This is a genomic window from Actinomadura chokoriensis (assembly GCF_039529475.1).
Taxonomy (GTDB): Bacteria; Actinomycetota; Actinomycetes; order Streptosporangiales; family Streptosporangiaceae; genus Spirillospora; species Spirillospora bangladeshensis.
The window spans coordinates 591919-605535 of the sequence record NZ_BAAAMW010000002.1; the positions used below are offsets into that span (position 1 = coordinate 591919).

The 13617-nt window shown below is 70.6% G+C and carries 17 protein-coding genes and 1 tRNA gene; 9 read left to right on the forward strand and 9 right to left on the reverse strand.

Annotated elements, in window-relative coordinates:
* Positions 1-59: 59 nt before the first annotated feature.
* A complete protein-coding gene (locus ABFX46_RS06915) occupies positions 60-1487 on the forward strand; it encodes a DUF1990 family protein (RefSeq protein ID WP_346040492.1) in 1428 nt (475 codons plus the stop codon).
* Positions 1484-2131 carry a DUF1990 family protein gene (locus ABFX46_RS06920; RefSeq protein ID WP_346040493.1) on the forward strand — a complete coding sequence of 216 codons (648 nt, stop codon included), beginning with the start codon at positions 1484-1486 and terminating at the stop codon, positions 2129-2131. Before ABFX46_RS06915 ends, ABFX46_RS06920 begins: the two co-directional genes overlap by 4 nt.
* 39 nt (positions 2132-2170) lie before the next feature.
* Here the strand turns inward: ABFX46_RS06920 and ABFX46_RS06925 are convergent, their stop codons facing one another.
* The 3 genes from ABFX46_RS06925 to ABFX46_RS06935 are packed head-to-tail and all read right to left on the reverse strand — an operon-like array spanning position 2171 to position 5477.
* Entirely contained in the window at positions 2171-2809 is a 639-nt protein-coding gene (locus ABFX46_RS06925; protein ID WP_346040494.1) for a TetR/AcrR family transcriptional regulator, read from the reverse strand.
* A gap of 4 nt (positions 2810-2813) precedes the next feature.
* Entirely contained in the window at positions 2814-3941 is a 1128-nt protein-coding gene (locus ABFX46_RS06930) for a hypothetical protein (RefSeq protein WP_346040495.1), read from the reverse strand.
* Between the two features lie 15 nt (positions 3942-3956).
* Positions 3957-5477, reverse strand: coding sequence for an FAD-dependent oxidoreductase (locus ABFX46_RS06935; protein ID WP_346040496.1), 1521 nt, complete (start codon positions 5475-5477; stop codon positions 3957-3959).
* A 319-nt stretch (positions 5478-5796) separates the two neighbouring features.
* On the opposite strand from ABFX46_RS06935, the gene ABFX46_RS06940 reads away from it, so the two are divergent.
* Together ABFX46_RS06940 and ABFX46_RS06945 are read left to right on the forward strand one after the other, a co-directional pair.
* On the forward strand, positions 5797-6258 hold the full coding sequence (locus ABFX46_RS06940; RefSeq protein WP_346040497.1) for a hypothetical protein: 462 nt from the start codon (positions 5797-5799) through the stop codon (positions 6256-6258).
* Between the two features lie 460 nt (positions 6259-6718).
* Positions 6719-7273 carry a hypothetical protein gene (locus ABFX46_RS06945; RefSeq protein ID WP_346040498.1) on the forward strand — a complete coding sequence of 185 codons (555 nt, stop codon included), beginning with the start codon at positions 6719-6721 and terminating at the stop codon, positions 7271-7273.
* 676 nt (positions 7274-7949) lie between these two features.
* Here the strand turns inward: ABFX46_RS06945 and ABFX46_RS06950 are convergent.
* Positions 7950-8111, reverse strand: coding sequence for a hypothetical protein (locus ABFX46_RS06950; protein ID WP_346040499.1), 162 nt, complete (start codon positions 8109-8111; stop codon positions 7950-7952).
* 73 nt (positions 8112-8184) lie between these two features.
* Between ABFX46_RS06950 and ABFX46_RS43425 the strand changes: the two genes are divergently transcribed.
* From ABFX46_RS43425 to ABFX46_RS06960, 3 genes are all read left to right on the forward strand, one after another.
* Positions 8185-8454 (forward strand): tyrosine-type recombinase/integrase, encoded by a 270-nt coding sequence (locus tag ABFX46_RS43425; protein WP_428831223.1) that lies wholly within the window; start codon positions 8185-8187, stop codon positions 8452-8454.
* Positions 8455-8598: 144 nt separating this feature from the next.
* A complete protein-coding gene (locus ABFX46_RS06955; protein ID WP_346040500.1) occupies positions 8599-8733 on the forward strand; it encodes a site-specific integrase in 135 nt (44 codons plus the stop codon).
* A gap of 64 nt (positions 8734-8797) precedes the next feature.
* Entirely contained in the window at positions 8798-9046 is a 249-nt protein-coding gene (locus ABFX46_RS06960) for a tyrosine-type recombinase/integrase (protein ID WP_346040696.1), read from the forward strand.
* 69 nt (positions 9047-9115) lie between these two features.
* On the opposite strand, the gene ABFX46_RS06965 is transcribed toward ABFX46_RS06960, so the two are convergent.
* From ABFX46_RS06965 to nagA, 4 genes are all read right to left on the reverse strand, one after another.
* Positions 9116-9189, reverse strand: a tRNA-Ala gene (locus ABFX46_RS06965).
* A gap of 47 nt (positions 9190-9236) precedes the next feature.
* A complete protein-coding gene (gene sepX, locus ABFX46_RS06970) occupies positions 9237-9758 on the reverse strand; it encodes a divisome protein SepX/GlpR (RefSeq protein ID WP_346040501.1) in 522 nt (173 codons plus the stop codon).
* 215 nt (positions 9759-9973) lie between these two features.
* Positions 9974-10603 (reverse strand): GNAT family N-acetyltransferase, encoded by a 630-nt coding sequence (locus ABFX46_RS06975; RefSeq protein ID WP_131942706.1) that lies wholly within the window; start codon positions 10601-10603, stop codon positions 9974-9976.
* 36 nt (positions 10604-10639) lie between these two features.
* Positions 10640-11800 (reverse strand): N-acetylglucosamine-6-phosphate deacetylase, encoded by a 1161-nt coding sequence (gene nagA / locus ABFX46_RS06980; RefSeq protein WP_346040502.1) that lies wholly within the window; start codon positions 11798-11800, stop codon positions 10640-10642.
* Between the two features lie 95 nt (positions 11801-11895).
* On the opposite strand from nagA, the gene ABFX46_RS06985 reads away from it, so the two are divergent.
* Entirely contained in the window at positions 11896-12729 is an 834-nt protein-coding gene (locus ABFX46_RS06985; protein ID WP_346040503.1) for a DeoR/GlpR family DNA-binding transcription regulator, read from the forward strand.
* An 87-nt stretch (positions 12730-12816) separates the two neighbouring features.
* Positions 12817-13080 carry a cell division protein SepF gene (gene sepF, locus ABFX46_RS06990; protein WP_346040504.1) on the forward strand — a complete coding sequence of 88 codons (264 nt, stop codon included), beginning with the start codon at positions 12817-12819 and terminating at the stop codon, positions 13078-13080.
* Positions 13081-13113: 33 nt separating this feature from the next.
* Here the strand turns inward: sepF and ABFX46_RS06995 are convergent, their stop codons facing one another.
* A complete protein-coding gene (locus tag ABFX46_RS06995) occupies positions 13114-13596 on the reverse strand; it encodes a MogA/MoaB family molybdenum cofactor biosynthesis protein (protein WP_346040697.1) in 483 nt (160 codons plus the stop codon).
* Positions 13597-13617: the final 21 nt, after the last annotated feature.

Genomic DNA, 13617 nt, shown 5'->3' on the forward strand with positions numbered 1-13617 from the left:
CCAGCGGGGGACATCGGGGGGACGCGATGCGGGTGCGTTCGCGGCGCCGTGTGCGGGCGATGCGGTGGCCCGTGGGCATGGGCATCGCGGGGTGGCGGTGGCTGCGGCGCTCTCGCACGGTCTCGCGGTACAGGCTGCGGGCCGGGGACCGCTCGGAGATCGACCGGCTCCCCCGGCGGGACGGGGAGCGGATCCAGGGCCCTCGGGAGGGCGTCGGGCCGCTCTACCAGCGGCGATACACCGTCCGTATCGCCGGCAGCCCGCTGTCGCCCGCGGAGTTGATCAGCCGTGTGGGCGCCGATCTGAACGCCGCCTCACCGGTCGAGGTCGCCGTCTTCGACAAGACCGCGGGGACGTCCCGGCCCATGCAGATGGGGGACGAGTACGTCGTCCACATGCCGGGGCCGTGGAACTGCCCGGTCCGGGTCGTGGAGCGCACACCGGAGTCATTCCGGTTCGTGACGCTGAGCGGACATCTGGAGGCCGGGGAGATCGAGTTCCGGGCGTCCAGGACCAGGGACGACGAGCTCGTGTTCACGATCGAGTCCTGGGCGCGGAGCGGTGATCGGCTGGCGGAGGCGCTCTATGAAGGGGTGGGCCTCGCCAAAGAGATGCAGCTCCATATGTGGGCGCATTTCTGCGCTCGCGTCGCCGAGATGTCGGACGGCCACCGGGTCGGCGAGGTCGAAGTCCATACCGAGCGAACCGACGTCCCCGGCAGCGGCCCGGCGCAGCAGCTCCTCACCCGCGCCGTCACAGCGGCGTTCGCGCGGCCTTTCGCGCTGGCGGCGCGGGTGCGCGACCGGCCCCTGCATCCCCGGGGGATCGTGTTCGACGCCGTGCTCATGCTGGACGGGGCGTCCCGATACTGGGGCGTCCCATTCCTGGACGAGCGTGCGGAAATGCGGGCCGAAGTCCGGTTGTCCCGCGCGATCGGGCTGCCGCCGCAACTGCCCGATCTGCTGGGCCTGGCGCTGCGCTGGACGCAGCCTTCGGCAGGCGACGCGGGGTCGGACGCCACCTCCGACCTGCTGCTGGCCACGACCGGGCACACGCCGATAGGCCGCCGGCTATTGCGGCCCGGATACCACTGGAGTCCGGCGTTCTACGGTTCCCTGCTCGCCTACCGGGCCGGCGACCGCCGGGTCCTGCTGGGCGCGGTCGGAGACTCGTCCCGGTTCATCCCGGCCGACCTGACGACGCTCGCATCCGCCGTGGACTACCGGCCACTGGAACTGGACCTGGTGGTGGCGACCGAGGCCGGCCGCTGGGAGCGCTTCGGCAGGCTGCGAATCCTGGGCCCGGGACGAGGCGACAACGAAACGATGCGCTTCAACCCGGCCCAGAACCCCATCCCGGAACTGCCTCCCGCTGGGCTGCTCCAGCAGGTGCGCGGCCCCACGTACGCCGCCGTCCAGCGGGTGCCCCATCGCACCCGGGACCTCCGGTCAGCGCAACGCCGTCAACCGCAGAGGACGCCCCGATGAGAGGCAGTACCCGCGTCCAGCGGCGCATGCTGCGCCGGCGCGCCGAACTGCATCGCCTCCCGCTCAACTTCGACCCGCGGCAGCACGACATGCACCGGCCGGAGGACGGCTGGCACATCGACGACTACCGGCAGGCGCTGCCGAGCGAGCCGCCCGGCCCGCCCGTCCACGGCGGAAGCTGGGAGACCGCCCGCCACCTGGTGGCGAACTACGAGTACGCCGACCCGGCCATCATCCGGGAGGTCAGCCGGTCGGGCCCGCCCGAACCCGGCAAGGACATGCTCCTGCAGGCCCGCTTCTACGGCCTCCGCTTCTACCTCGGGCTGCGCATCGGGGACGTCGTCGACGGCTACATCGAGGAGGACGGCCGCCGCGCCCGCGTATGGGGCTGGAACTACCGGACGCTGAAAGGCCACCTCGAACGCGGCCAGATGGACCAGGAGGTGCGCAAATGGCTCGACACCGGCGAGGTCGAGTTCCACATCCACGTCTTCTCGCAGCGAGGCCCCATCCCGAACCCCATCGTCCGGCTCGGCTTCATCGTCTTCGGACGGCTCACGCAGGTCAGGTTCTACAGGCGAGCGTGCAAGCGCATGGAGACGCTGACAACGGCCGCACTCGCCGACCGGCGCCAGGCCGCCTGAGGAGCACTTCGCCGCAGCGGGAATGACTGATCGCGGCGATCAAGCGTCAGGCCGCGCGCCCACCGGGACACGGCGTCCGGACGGCCGGCGCAGCGCCGGGGCCAGCCAGCGGTCGAGGAAGGCCCGGAGTTCCGCCTCCGGCCGCGGCGGCTCGCCCGGGTTCTCCAGCAGCGAGGTCAGCAGCCGCATGATGATCTCGGCGAGGCCGTTGAGGTCGTCCTCGCCGACCCCGGCGGACGTCCAGTCGACCGGGAAGCGCTTCAGCATCTGGGCGCCGTAGGCGATCGCGTCCGCGGTGGTGGCGCCGCGGCCGAACGCACCGGAGTCCCTGAGCTGCAGCAGCAGGCTCAACCGCGGCTCGGTCGGGATGGTCCGCAGGCAGAACATCATGCCCTCGACCACGGCCTCGGCCGGATCGCCTATCCCCTGGAGGTGGGCGACCAGCCGATCGACGAACGACTCCGCGCCCTGGGCCGCCACCTCGCCCACGATGTCGCTGATGCGGGCGAAGTGGCGGTAGACGGTCTGGCGGGTGACGCCGAGCTCGGTCGCCACGTCCGACAGGGTCGTCTTCACGACGCCGTGCCGGTCGATGCAGCGGGCGGTCGCGTCGACGATGCGCTGCCGGGCCTCGGCGTCTGATGCAGGGGGCCTGCCTCCCCAGCCGTGGTGCGCCATGGCCCTAGGATCCCACAGGCTCCACGGCCGGACGCGGCGCCCGCACGCGCACCGCGGCCACGACGAGCACCGCCGCGGCGACGGCGCACAGTGCGGCGTACCAGAGGCTGCCGACCGGGGTGCCCTGCTCGGTGACGCCACCGGACGACGCGAAATACGCCGGGAGCGCGGTCAGCCAGAGAACGACGAGCACGCCCAGGTACACCGCCGGGTAGACCCGCGCGAACGCCGGCGACTGGACAGGGCCGGAGTCGGTACGCGTCGCGCGCCAGGCGTCCACGAGCAGGTAGAGGCCGGCGATCCAGACGACGGCGAGCTCGGCGGACAGGATGCCCCGCTGGATACCGAGCTGGTCCTCACCGCGGAAGGCGCCGCTGGGCGCGCTCACCACGATCATCGCCAGCGGCGTCGCGGCACCCGCGAGGACGGTGCGCCAGCCGATGCTCCATCCCGTGCGCGCGTCACGCCCCTCGTCCACCCCGACCAGCCGGACGACGAGGTAGGTCATCGCGCCGAACGACACCGAGGCGAACAGGAGCATGCTGTTCATCGGGACGGACGCGAGCGCCGGCTGGTTGATCATCTCGTTGCCCGGGTTCCACGCCCACCACTTCAGCTGCGGCCCGAGCTGGTCGAAGATCTCGTAGAAGACCTGGCAGGCGAACGCGACCGCCACCGAGCCAAGCAGCGGACCGCGCCGGGCGAACACGCCCAGGACCCGCACCAGCTCGTAGGCGAGCTGCGAGATCGCCGGGTAGAAGGCCACGATGTAGAGCGGCAGCCGGTCGTACATGAACTGCACGGTGAACACGTTGTGGGAGAAGATGAACCCGACGTGCTCCTCCAGACCGAACCAGCCGGGGAAGTACAGCGGCGGCTCGATCACGGCCAGGTACACGACCGAGGCGAACCACAGCGAGATGTTGACCGGGTCGCCGTCGCGCCGCCACCGTCGCCACGCGTGGACGAGCGCGAACACCGCCCCGCCGATGATGAGCAGTTCGAGGAACGGCATGGTGCCGTTCTCCAGCCCGAACGGATTGCGGAACGTCACCACGGCGTCCGCGCCGCGGCAGGAGAACCCGAGCCCTTCGGCGATGCGCTCGGCCACCGGGTCGCACGTGTAGCCCATGTTCAGCTCCCCTGATCAGGTTTCGACGAGGTCGTCGCCCCGGCGCGCTCCGGCGGACGGCGCGCCCGCCCGGCCGGTGTAGCCGGTGTAGTCGGTGCCGGGCGGATCGTCCCGCTCGTCGAACCCGCCGGGCACGACCGTCCGTCCGAGCCGCTGGCGCAGCTTGTACCGCGCGATGCCGAACCAGAACCGCGGGTCGGCGGCCATCTCCCTGAGCGACTTGTCGAGGTTGAACACCTGGGCGAACGTCTGCTCGACGTAGGCGTCCTCGCGGCTCGCGGCGTTGATGGCGTTGAAGACCGGCCAGCTGAACCGCGCGGCCAGCCTGCGCCGCCACGGCGCCGCGACCTCGCTCCCGGTCGCGAAGTCGTAGGCCTGGTCGCGTGCCATCGCGAGCATCCAGGGCACGTCCAGCGACGTCTTCTGCCGGGCGAGGAACTCCTTGGAGAAGGCGGCATCGAGGACCTCCCGCCCGGCCAGCATCTCGCCGAGGATCAGCGCGGAACGCGCCGCCGAACTCATCCCCTGGGCGTAGAACGGATTGAAGGCGCAGATCGAGTCGCCGACGGAGACCAGCCCGACCGGCGGCACGTCGAGCAGGTCGAAGCGGCGCCACTTGTTGCCGGTGGAACGGGTCAGATGGACCTCGGACGTCGGGGTGCACGCCCGGGTCGCCCGCCCGAAGGCCGCGGCGCGGACCCGGTCCACCGCGTCCTCGAACGCCTCGGTCTTGCGCGGCATCTGGATGCCCCACGACCCCATGCACACGATGGCGCGGTCGCCCTCGATCGGGAAGAAGTTGCTGAGGAACTCGTGCTCGTCGGGATGGTCACCGGTGTCCTGGGTCGGGGTGATGACCAGGTGCCGCCACCACCACGACTCGGGACGCCGTCCGGCCGGCGGCAGGTCGTACCAGCGCGAGACGTACGTGACCTTGGCGTCCAGGGTCTTCTCCGGCGGCGCGGACCAGCCGTCCGCCACGAGCCACTCGACGACCGAAGACCCTCGCCCGAGCGCATCGACCACGAGGTCGGCGGCCAGATAGCCCGCACCGTCCCCGCCGCGGAACTCGACCCCCTCGACGCGCCCGCCCACCGTGCCGCCACCACTCGACCGCAGCCCGGTGACGGTCACGCCCTCGCGGATCTCGATGGCCGGCACCTCGCGGACCTTCTCCCGCAGGACGCGCTCGATGAGCACCCGGGAGCTGTAGACCATCGTCATCGACCCGGACTTGCGCGGCGCCCAGCCGTCGTTCTCGCAGTAGGCCGCGTCCATCGACGGCATCAGCCGCATCCCGCCCGCGGCGATCAGCGCCTCCTCGAACCCGGGGAAGATCTCCCCGATCGCCCGGCGCCCGGAGTTCAGCAGGAAGTGCGGATGCTTGCTCTGCGGCACTCCGCGCCGATGCTCGGCCCCCGGCGGAAGCTCGTCCCGCTCCAGAACGACCACTCTCTCAAAGCGCCTGGCCAGCACCCCCGCCGCACACAACCCCGCGACGCTCCCACCCAGCACCACCGCCGTCCCAGACCGCATCCAGAGCCTCCATTCATACACTTATTGATCGAATGTATGATCACCCCAACCCCGGGTCAAGACCCAAGAACACCCCGCCCCCAACAAGTCGCTACCGACGGGGACACCACCCACGAAGAGGCGCGGGCTGACCGTGCGGCCCGCGGCAGGGCGTTCCCGCTGCGTCGCCGGCCGCCGCCATCAACCACAAAACCCGTCCGATACGATCACCAGCTGGACACTTTCGGCTGATGACATGGGCGAACTACCGACTTGTTCTGACTCGACGCATCCGGACCGGGAACTGCCGACCGGGGCGCGAGCGCGGGGGGGGAGCCTTATGTTCGTGAAGACCGGTCAGCACCTGATCGGTGCGGCAGTCGCCTGCTTGGCATTCATCGTGCAGGCCGCCGTCATCTACGCCGGTCTGCTCGCGTACGCAGTCGTCACTGATACGGACACCGGCGGTCCACTGGCCGGGCCTTTCTTGGTGCTGCTTGCCGGCCTGATGGGCGTCGTCCTGGTGCCGCTGCTGTTCTTGCCGGCCGGCGTTATCGGAGAGATGGCCGCAAAGAAGGGGCGCCTGCTGACCAAGTGGCTCGTCGCCACCACCGTGGCCGGAGCCCTGGCCATGGTCTACGCATTTCTTACCGCCGTGGCCACCGGTGTGGGCATTGCGCACTCCCTACTGGCGAGCCTGTTCGGGGCACTCACAGTCCTCGCCCCCACGGCGCTGTGCGTAAGCGTCTCCCACGGCACCCTGAAGCTCATGCCGAGCACACAGCGGAAAGCCCACGGCTAGAGTCACCGACGACGCCCAAAGTCCCGAAACCGAGGCCAGGCCACACCCGACGTGCGCCCGTGGTGCTACTTGATAGCCATCATTACCCGTCATTGGTCAGCCCGTCGACCTCAGCGTTCGAACGCCAACCGTGCCGCTGATGCCGTCCGGCGCGGGTTGCTGGGCACGGTCGCGAGCACTTGCACAACGCGCACCGGGCTGGCGTCCAAGAGACGGGCCCCGCTCAAACCTCCTGTGCCCCCTGAGCGGCGCCGCTGATTGCGCCAATCCCAGCCGCGCGCGCCTCGTCCTCCATGCGCGCCGCTCCCCCGGTACAGGCGCACGCGGGTTTCACACCCGAGCCGTCCCCAACCTGGCAATGCTGTCGTGCCTGAGCACGTTTACGCTGTGGCACTGTCACTGCGGCGGTGCGGCGGCGGGTTACGTTCGCGCGGACGCCGCTTGAGGTTGGAGTTGGCAGATGTGCCTGCATGATCTGGCAGACCGGGAGGCGGCGATCGCCCGGTTCCTGGAGAAGTTTCCATCACTGGCCCAGGCCTCATGTGATCACCCTGCGCTCCAGGGCTTGGACGACACTCGCTGGGCAGACATCCCAGGGTGTCCTGCGCAGACCCCGGCGGTATTCGCAGGGCTTCTGGACGCTGCCGCCGCTCCGGAGGCGGTGCGGGTGCTGGGCATCGTCTTGAATGACGGGCTCTTCCAGGTGAGCACAGCAATGCCGACGGCCTTGCCGTACTTGATCCGACTTGCGGTCGATCCCGCCGTGCCGGCCCGCGCCGAGCTGGTTGAGCTGCTGGCCGTGACTGCGGTGTTCAGCGAGCCGCTGGCCCCGGACGACAACTGGTCAACGCTCCTCGGCCCTGACTGCGATCACCCCGAGCGACCACAGTGCAAAGCTGTTTTTCTCGAGCACGCGGACGCCCTACGCCTGCTGGCAGAGGACGCCAGTCTGCCTGAAGAACTGGTCGGCCCCCAAGAACGCAGCTTGCTCCTGCAGGCAGCAGCGCCGCTCTGACTCCACCGCCCCCGGAACGTGGCGGATCACAAAAGCCCATGAGCTGCGGACGAACCCCAGGACCAGTCCATACAGATAGGTGCTGCACCCGCCAGGGTGGCGCGCCGTCGAAGCCGGGAGTTGGTGGGTTCTGTCTGCAAAGCCACGGCGTCCCACGCCAGGGCACTTCTACAGTGGGAGGTGCAGAAATCGTTGAGTGATCGCATGGCGGGCGTGGTCCGTCCGCTTATGACGTCCTGGTTCATTCGTCAGCGTCTGGACCGGATGGAGCAGCACACGCGTGAACGCGTGGAACAGCTTCGGCAGAAGCTAAGGCAAGCCGAGGGACCGCTAGAGCCGCGAAGTCGCGCGCGCTGCCCGACCGATAGCCAATAGGGACTCGCGCTTCGACGCATAATCCAGCTGACGCTCGTTCGGACTCGTCGAGCCGTAATTACCTGCCGCCTGGTCCGCGACGACGATGTGGCGGCCAAGGCAGGTGAAGAGGCCGACGATGCCATGTCTACCCAACCGCCATCCATCACTCCGGACGACGACCGATCCGCTCGTGCCGACCGGTGCCGCTCCGGTCACCCGTCAGCGCGTCTGACGGCCGGGTCGGACGACCGGCCGCAGTCGTGGGCCAGGGCGTGACCCAAGCGGGCGACAATGGCGACGTCCGGCCAGGAGCATCCACTCAAAAGATCGGCGCGATGACCTGCTGGTTCACCCCGGAAGCGGCGGTTGGGCCGCAACTCCGCCCGCTGTCGGCCTGGGCGACGGGCAGTTGGCGGGCGATGTGCTGGACGGTGGCCGGCGCTGCCAGGTCGCCGGTGAACCGGCTATCCCGGCCGGTCATGCCCGCCTCGGGCCCGCGATCAGGAGCGTCGGCCAAGTCCCGCGGGGCCCGGGAACAGGCCCGTCCACACACCATGAGGTCCGGGCCGGTGGCTACCGCCCCGCCGACCTTGGCCAGTTACCTCGCGTACTGGCTCCGGGAGCTCGTAGACCCGAACCTGGCACCCGCGACGGCGACGAACTATGACATGTTCGTGCGGCTCTACATCGTTCCTGAGCTGGGCAAGAAGCGACTCGACAAGCTGAGCGTTCAGGGACGTCCGGGCGTGGCTCAACGGGCTCCGTGGCCGCTGCCAGTGCTCCGCACAAGGCAAGGACGAGCGGCGATGCTGCGCCGTCGGTGAGTACTGCGAGCAGTTCACCTCCGACCGGACCGTTCGGGACGCCTGGACGGTCCTGCGGGCGGCCCTGAACAACGCCGTCCGGGAGGAGGTACTACCGCGCAACGTGGCAGCCTCCTGCGCGTCCCCAAGCCTCGCCGGCGCAAAGTGAAGCCCTGGACGGTCGATGAGGCCCGCAAGCTCCTCGAAGCGGCCCGTACGCGCCGTTACCCGCTGTCCCCCGCCTACGTCCTCATCCTCGTCCTGGGCCTGCGGCGCGGCGAGATGCTCGGGCTCTGCTGAGAAGACGTCGACCTGGACGGGGCCGAACTGACGGTCGTCTAGCAGATCCCGCACCGGGCAGCCGATCGAACCGCGCAACTTCAATCGCAGCTTCGTCACCGCCTGCCGTAAGGCGGGCGTCCGACAGATCCCCGTACACGCGACCCGCAAGACGTGCGCCTCGCTCCTGGTGGCGATGGACGTACACCCGCGCGTGGCGATGCAGATCCTCCGGCACAGCCAGATCTCGGTCACGATGAACGTCTACAGCGAGGTGTCATCGGACGCGACGCGGCTCGGTCGGAGCCTCGACTCCAAGCGTGCGGGGTCGTAGCTGTACTTCGCTGCTGTACGGGCACCAAAAAGGCCGGTTTCTCTTCGGAGAACCGGCCTTTGACCTGGGTGGAGCTGAGGGGATTTGAACCCCTGACCCCCTCGATGCGAACGAGGTGCGCTACCGGACTGCGCCACAGCCCCGAGGACTCCGTAAGGTTAGCAAACATTGGGGGGTGCTCGCGCACCGGTTACTCGCCGACGGCGCGGCGGTCGTCGGCGTACTGGTCGAAGACCTCGTCGGGGGTGATGAGGTCGATGACCTCGGCCGGCTCGGCCTCCTCGGCGGCGCGGCGGGCCTCCAGGGCGCGGATGCGGGCCGCGGCGCGGGCCTCGGCGGCGGCGCGGCGGCGGGCGGTGTCCATGCCGACGGCGACGCGGAGCAGCGCCAGGTGGCCGGCCAGCAGGGCGGCCGGGGGCATGGTGATCCACCAGGGCGCGACGCCGGACGCGACGACGGCGACGGCGGTGAGCACGAGCGCGGTCAGGCCCGTGGTGCGGCGGCGGCGCCGGGCGATGACGGTGGCCCGGGTGACGCGGCGGCGCGGCTCCGGGGTCTCCTCGGGAAGCGGTTCCTCCTCCTCGTCCTCCTCGGGACGTTTGTGGAGGAGGCGGGAGATCCCGGTCGTCTCGGTGTCGCGGCGCAGCCACATGGGCACGAGGACGACGGCCCAGACGGCGACGATGGCGAGGTACAGGACGGCGCTGCTCACCGGCCCCACCGTCCCAGGGCACGCTTAACAGGCGGGCCGACTTTCGGCGCGCGAACGTGCAATGGGAGCAGGGTCACGCCCCGCACGGTACGAGGGGGTGTCAGAGGTTGACGAGCATAAGGGGCGGTGTGTCGCGAGATCGATCCCGCCGTTACTCTCCGTTTGCCGCGCCTTCTCGATCGCAGGATTCTTACGGCGGGAAAGTCACGGCGGGCTCATGTGCCGCGGGGAAATGCCTGTTTGCGCTCGGCGAGCCAGCGGGCGCGCAGGCCACCGGGCACGTCCTCGACGGTGAGGGCGTAGCAGATGTGGTCGCGCCAGGCGCCGTCGATGTGCAGGTGGCGGCGGCGAATTCCCTCTTCGCGGAATCCGAGCTTTTCGACGACGCGGCGGCTCGCGGTGTTCTCCGGGCGGATATTGGCTTCGAGCCGGTGGAGGCCGACGGTGAAGAAACAGTGGTCGACGGCGAGCGCGACGGCGGTGGGAATGACGCCGCGTCCGGCGACCCGCTTGTCGACCCAGTAGCCGATCTGCGCGGACCGGGCCGAGCCCCAGACGATCGCGCCGATGGTGAGCTGGCCGGCGAATTCGTCCTCGTGGGTGACGACCCAGGGCAGCGCGAGACCCTGGCGGGCTTCGCGGCGCATGGTGTGGACCATGCTGAGGTAAGGCCCGAGGCCGCTGCGGAACAGCGGCGTCTCGGGGTTGGTCGGCTCCCACGGGCGGAGCCAGTCGGCGTTGCGGACCCGCAGCTCACGCCAGACCGCGGCGTCGCGATGCCGCAGCGGGCGCAGGCCGACAGGGCCCTCGGTCAGGGTGACCGGCCATCCCCGTAAACGTTCCACGGTTCCATGATTCCCTGGTCGGACGTCTGGACGCCATCAATTGTCGCCGAGAATTCGGGCACGCGGGACGATCGTGCCCTGTTTCATCACCCGGGTGACACGGAGATCGTCGTCCAGGACGACCAGGTCGGCGTCCTTGCCGGGCTCCAGGGAGCCGGTGCGGGCGTCGATGCCGAGCGCGCGGGCGGGGGTCAGGGACGCGGCGCGGGCGGCGTCCTCGATGGGGAGGCCGGTGTCGGTGACGGTGCGGCGGAAGGCGTCCGCCATGGTGATCGTGCTGCCGGCGATGGACGTCCCGCCGGCGAGGGTGGCGCGGCCGCCGCGGACCTCGACGTCCATCACGCCGAGGCGGTAGTCGCCGTCGCCCATCCCGGCGGCGGCCATGGCGTCGGTGATCAGCGCGACGCGGGACGGGGCGGCGGCGAACGCGAGGCGGGTCACGGCAGGCTCCACGTGGACACCGTCGTTGATCAGCTCGACGGTGACGCGCGGGTCGCTCAGCGCGGCGGCGATCGGGCCGCCCTCGCGGTGGTGCAGCGGGCGCATGGCGTTGAACAGGTGCGTCGCGACGCGGGCGCCCGCGTCGAACGCGGCGCGGGCGGTGGCGCCGGTGGCCTCGGTGTGGCCGACGGCCGCGATCACGCCCGCGTCGACGGCCTGCCGGACGAGGTCGAAGGCCCCGGGCAGTTCGGGCGCGATCGTGATCATGCGGAGGTGCCCGCGCCCGAGCCGGGCGAGCCGGGCGAACTCGGCGGGGTCGGGGGCGCGCAGCAGCGCCGGGTCGTGGGCGCCGCAGCGGTCGCGGGCCAGGTAGGGGCCTTCGAGGTGGATGCCGGCGATCACGCCGTCGGCGGCGAGGTCGGCGAGGTGGGTGACGGCGTCGGCGAGTTCGTGCGGGTCGCCGGTGACGAGGCTGGCCATCGTGGTGGTCGTGCCGTGGGCGAGGTGGAAGGACGCGGCGCGTCGGGCGCCGTCGTCGGGGCGCTGGTAGGAGACGCCCGCTCCGCCGTGGACGTGCATGTCCACGAAGCCGGGGACGACGTACCGGCCGGCGAGGTCGATCTCGTCGCCCGCGGCCGATGTCGTGATCTTGCCGTCCGCGATGTGGAGGTCTCCGCGGCGGACGCCGTCCGGGAGCACGATCCGGGCGCTGGTGAGGATCGTCCCGCGAGCTGGCCCATCGTTCGGGTTTGGCATGAGGTCCTCTCGATGCGCGCACATGACCGTTGCTGATTGTTCCACGGCCTGAACGTGCAGGTAGGGCCAGGGCCACGCAGGCTAGAATCCATCGGATGACCTCAGCCCCTGACCTTCCCCCGTCCGCGCGAAAGGGGGCCGGCGTGACCCGGCACGAGCGCTGGAACGCGCTGCTCGGACTGCTCGCGGACGCGGGCAGGCTGACGGTCGAGGAGGCGTCCCTGCGCATGGGGGTGTCGGCCGCGACGATCCGCCGCGACTTCGACCAGCTCGCGCAGCAGCAGATGCTGACCCGCACCCGCGGCGGCGCCGTCGCGCAGAGCGTCAGCTACGACCTGCCGCTGCGCTACAAGGCGGCGCGGCACGCGTCGGAGAAGCAGCGGATCGCGGCGGCGACCGCCGAGCTGGCCCGGCCGGGGTCGATCATCGGGCTGAACGGCGGGACGACGACGTCCGAGGTCGCCCGGGTCCTCGCCACCCGCGCCGACCTGCACGCCGAAGGGGCGACGCCGGCGCTGACGATCGTGACGAACGCGCTGAACATCGGCAACGAGCTGGCCGTCCGGCCGCATGTGAAGATCGTCCTGACGGGCGGGGTGCCGCGGCCGCAGTCCTACGAGCTGACCGGGCCGCTCGCCACCGGGATCTTCGACCACGTGACGCTGGACGTGGCGGTCATCGGGGTGAACGGGATCGACGCGCGGCACGGCGCGACCTGCCACAACGAGGGCGAGGCCGACGTGAACCGGCTGATGGCCGAGCGGGCCGAGCAGGTCGTCGTGGTGGCGGACGGGTCGAAGGTCGGCCATCGGGCGTTCGCCCGGATCTGCGACGTCGGCGACATCGACGTCCTCGTGACGGACGGGACGGTGCCGGACGCGGAGGTGGCCGCCTTCACCGAGGCCGGCGTCCGCGTCATCCGCGCCTAGCCCGCCGCTCCTAACCACGGTGTCCAGCCCGCCGCGTCTAGCCCGCAGTGCCCTTGCACTACGTCGGAGTGTTGGCAGACTTGACCCGTGATCAGGAAGCTTGCCCCCACGGGCTACAACGAGGCGCTCCACGTCGGGCACTTCTTCTGCAAGGGCGACCCCGTGCTCATGGATCTCACCCAACTGACCGACGACGTGGCCAGAGAGCTGGTGGACTTCTGCGCCGGCCTGATCTGCGGGCGAGGTGGAGAGATGGAGCGGCTGGACAAGAAGATCTTCCTTCTCCAGCCGCCGGCCAGGCCCCGGATCGCCGCCGCGCACATCCCCGACCTGGCCCACATCGCCGACTGATTCGCTCGGGCGGGCGAAGGCCCGCCGCAGCACCTACGCGTCTGCGGCCATAGGACGAGGGTGGTCGCCGCCCTTGATCTGGTCTACCGCGTGGGTCAGGACTCTGCCCAGCACCGCCATGCCGTCGCGGACGCCGCCGGTCGAGCCGGGCAGGTTGACGATGAGCGTGCGGCCCGCGACGCCGGCGAGGCCGCGGGACAGGATCGCGGCGGGCACCTGCTCGCGGCCCTCCAGCCGGATGGCCTCCGCGATGCCCGGTATCTCCCAGTCGAGGACGCGGCGGGTCATCTCCGGGGTCTGGTCGGTCGGGGTGAGGCCCGTCCCGCCGGTCGTCACGACGACGTCGTAGCCGCCGGCGACCGCGTCTGCCAGGGTCTCGGCGACCGGGTCGCCGTCGGGGACCACGACCGGGCCGTCCACCTGGCAGCCGAGGTCCTCCAGCATCTCGACCAGCACGGGCCCGGACTTGTCGGCGTAGACGCCGGCCGCGGCCCGGTTCGAGACGGTGACCGCCATCGCCCTGATCAGAGGCGTCCC

Bases quoted from the DNA above. Each gene is read 5' to 3' on its own strand.
- ABFX46_RS06930 (WP_346040495.1), bottom strand. From the start codon at position 3,941: ATGGGCTACACGTGCGACCCGGTGGCCGAGCGCATCGCCGAAGGGCTC.
- ABFX46_RS43425 (WP_428831223.1), top strand. From the start codon at position 8,185: ATGAGGTCCGGGCCGGTGGCTACCGCCCCGCCGACCTTGGCCAGTTAC.
- ABFX46_RS06925 (WP_346040494.1), bottom strand. From the start codon at position 2,809: ATGGCGCACCACGGCTGGGGAGGCAGGCCCCCTGCATCAGACGCCGAG.
- ABFX46_RS06920 (WP_346040493.1), top strand. From the start codon at position 1,484: ATGAGAGGCAGTACCCGCGTCCAGCGGCGCATGCTGCGCCGGCGCGCC.
- ABFX46_RS06995 (WP_346040697.1), bottom strand. From the start codon at position 13,596: ATGGCGGTCACCGTCTCGAACCGGGCCGCGGCCGGCGTCTACGCCGAC.
- ABFX46_RS06935 (WP_346040496.1), bottom strand. From the start codon at position 5,477: ATGCGGTCTGGGACGGCGGTGGTGCTGGGTGGGAGCGTCGCGGGGTTG.
- ABFX46_RS06915 (WP_346040492.1), top strand. From the start codon at position 60: ATGCGGTGGCCCGTGGGCATGGGCATCGCGGGGTGGCGGTGGCTGCGG.
- ABFX46_RS06945 (WP_346040498.1), top strand. From the start codon at position 6,719: ATGTGCCTGCATGATCTGGCAGACCGGGAGGCGGCGATCGCCCGGTTC.
- ABFX46_RS06985 (WP_346040503.1), top strand. From the start codon at position 11,896: ATGACCTCAGCCCCTGACCTTCCCCCGTCCGCGCGAAAGGGGGCCGGC.
- ABFX46_RS06950 (WP_346040499.1), bottom strand. From the start codon at position 8,111: ATGACCGGCCGGGATAGCCGGTTCACCGGCGACCTGGCAGCGCCGGCC.
- nagA (WP_346040502.1), bottom strand. From the start codon at position 11,800: ATGCCAAACCCGAACGATGGGCCAGCTCGCGGGACGATCCTCACCAGC.
- ABFX46_RS06940 (WP_346040497.1), top strand. From the start codon at position 5,797: ATGTTCGTGAAGACCGGTCAGCACCTGATCGGTGCGGCAGTCGCCTGC.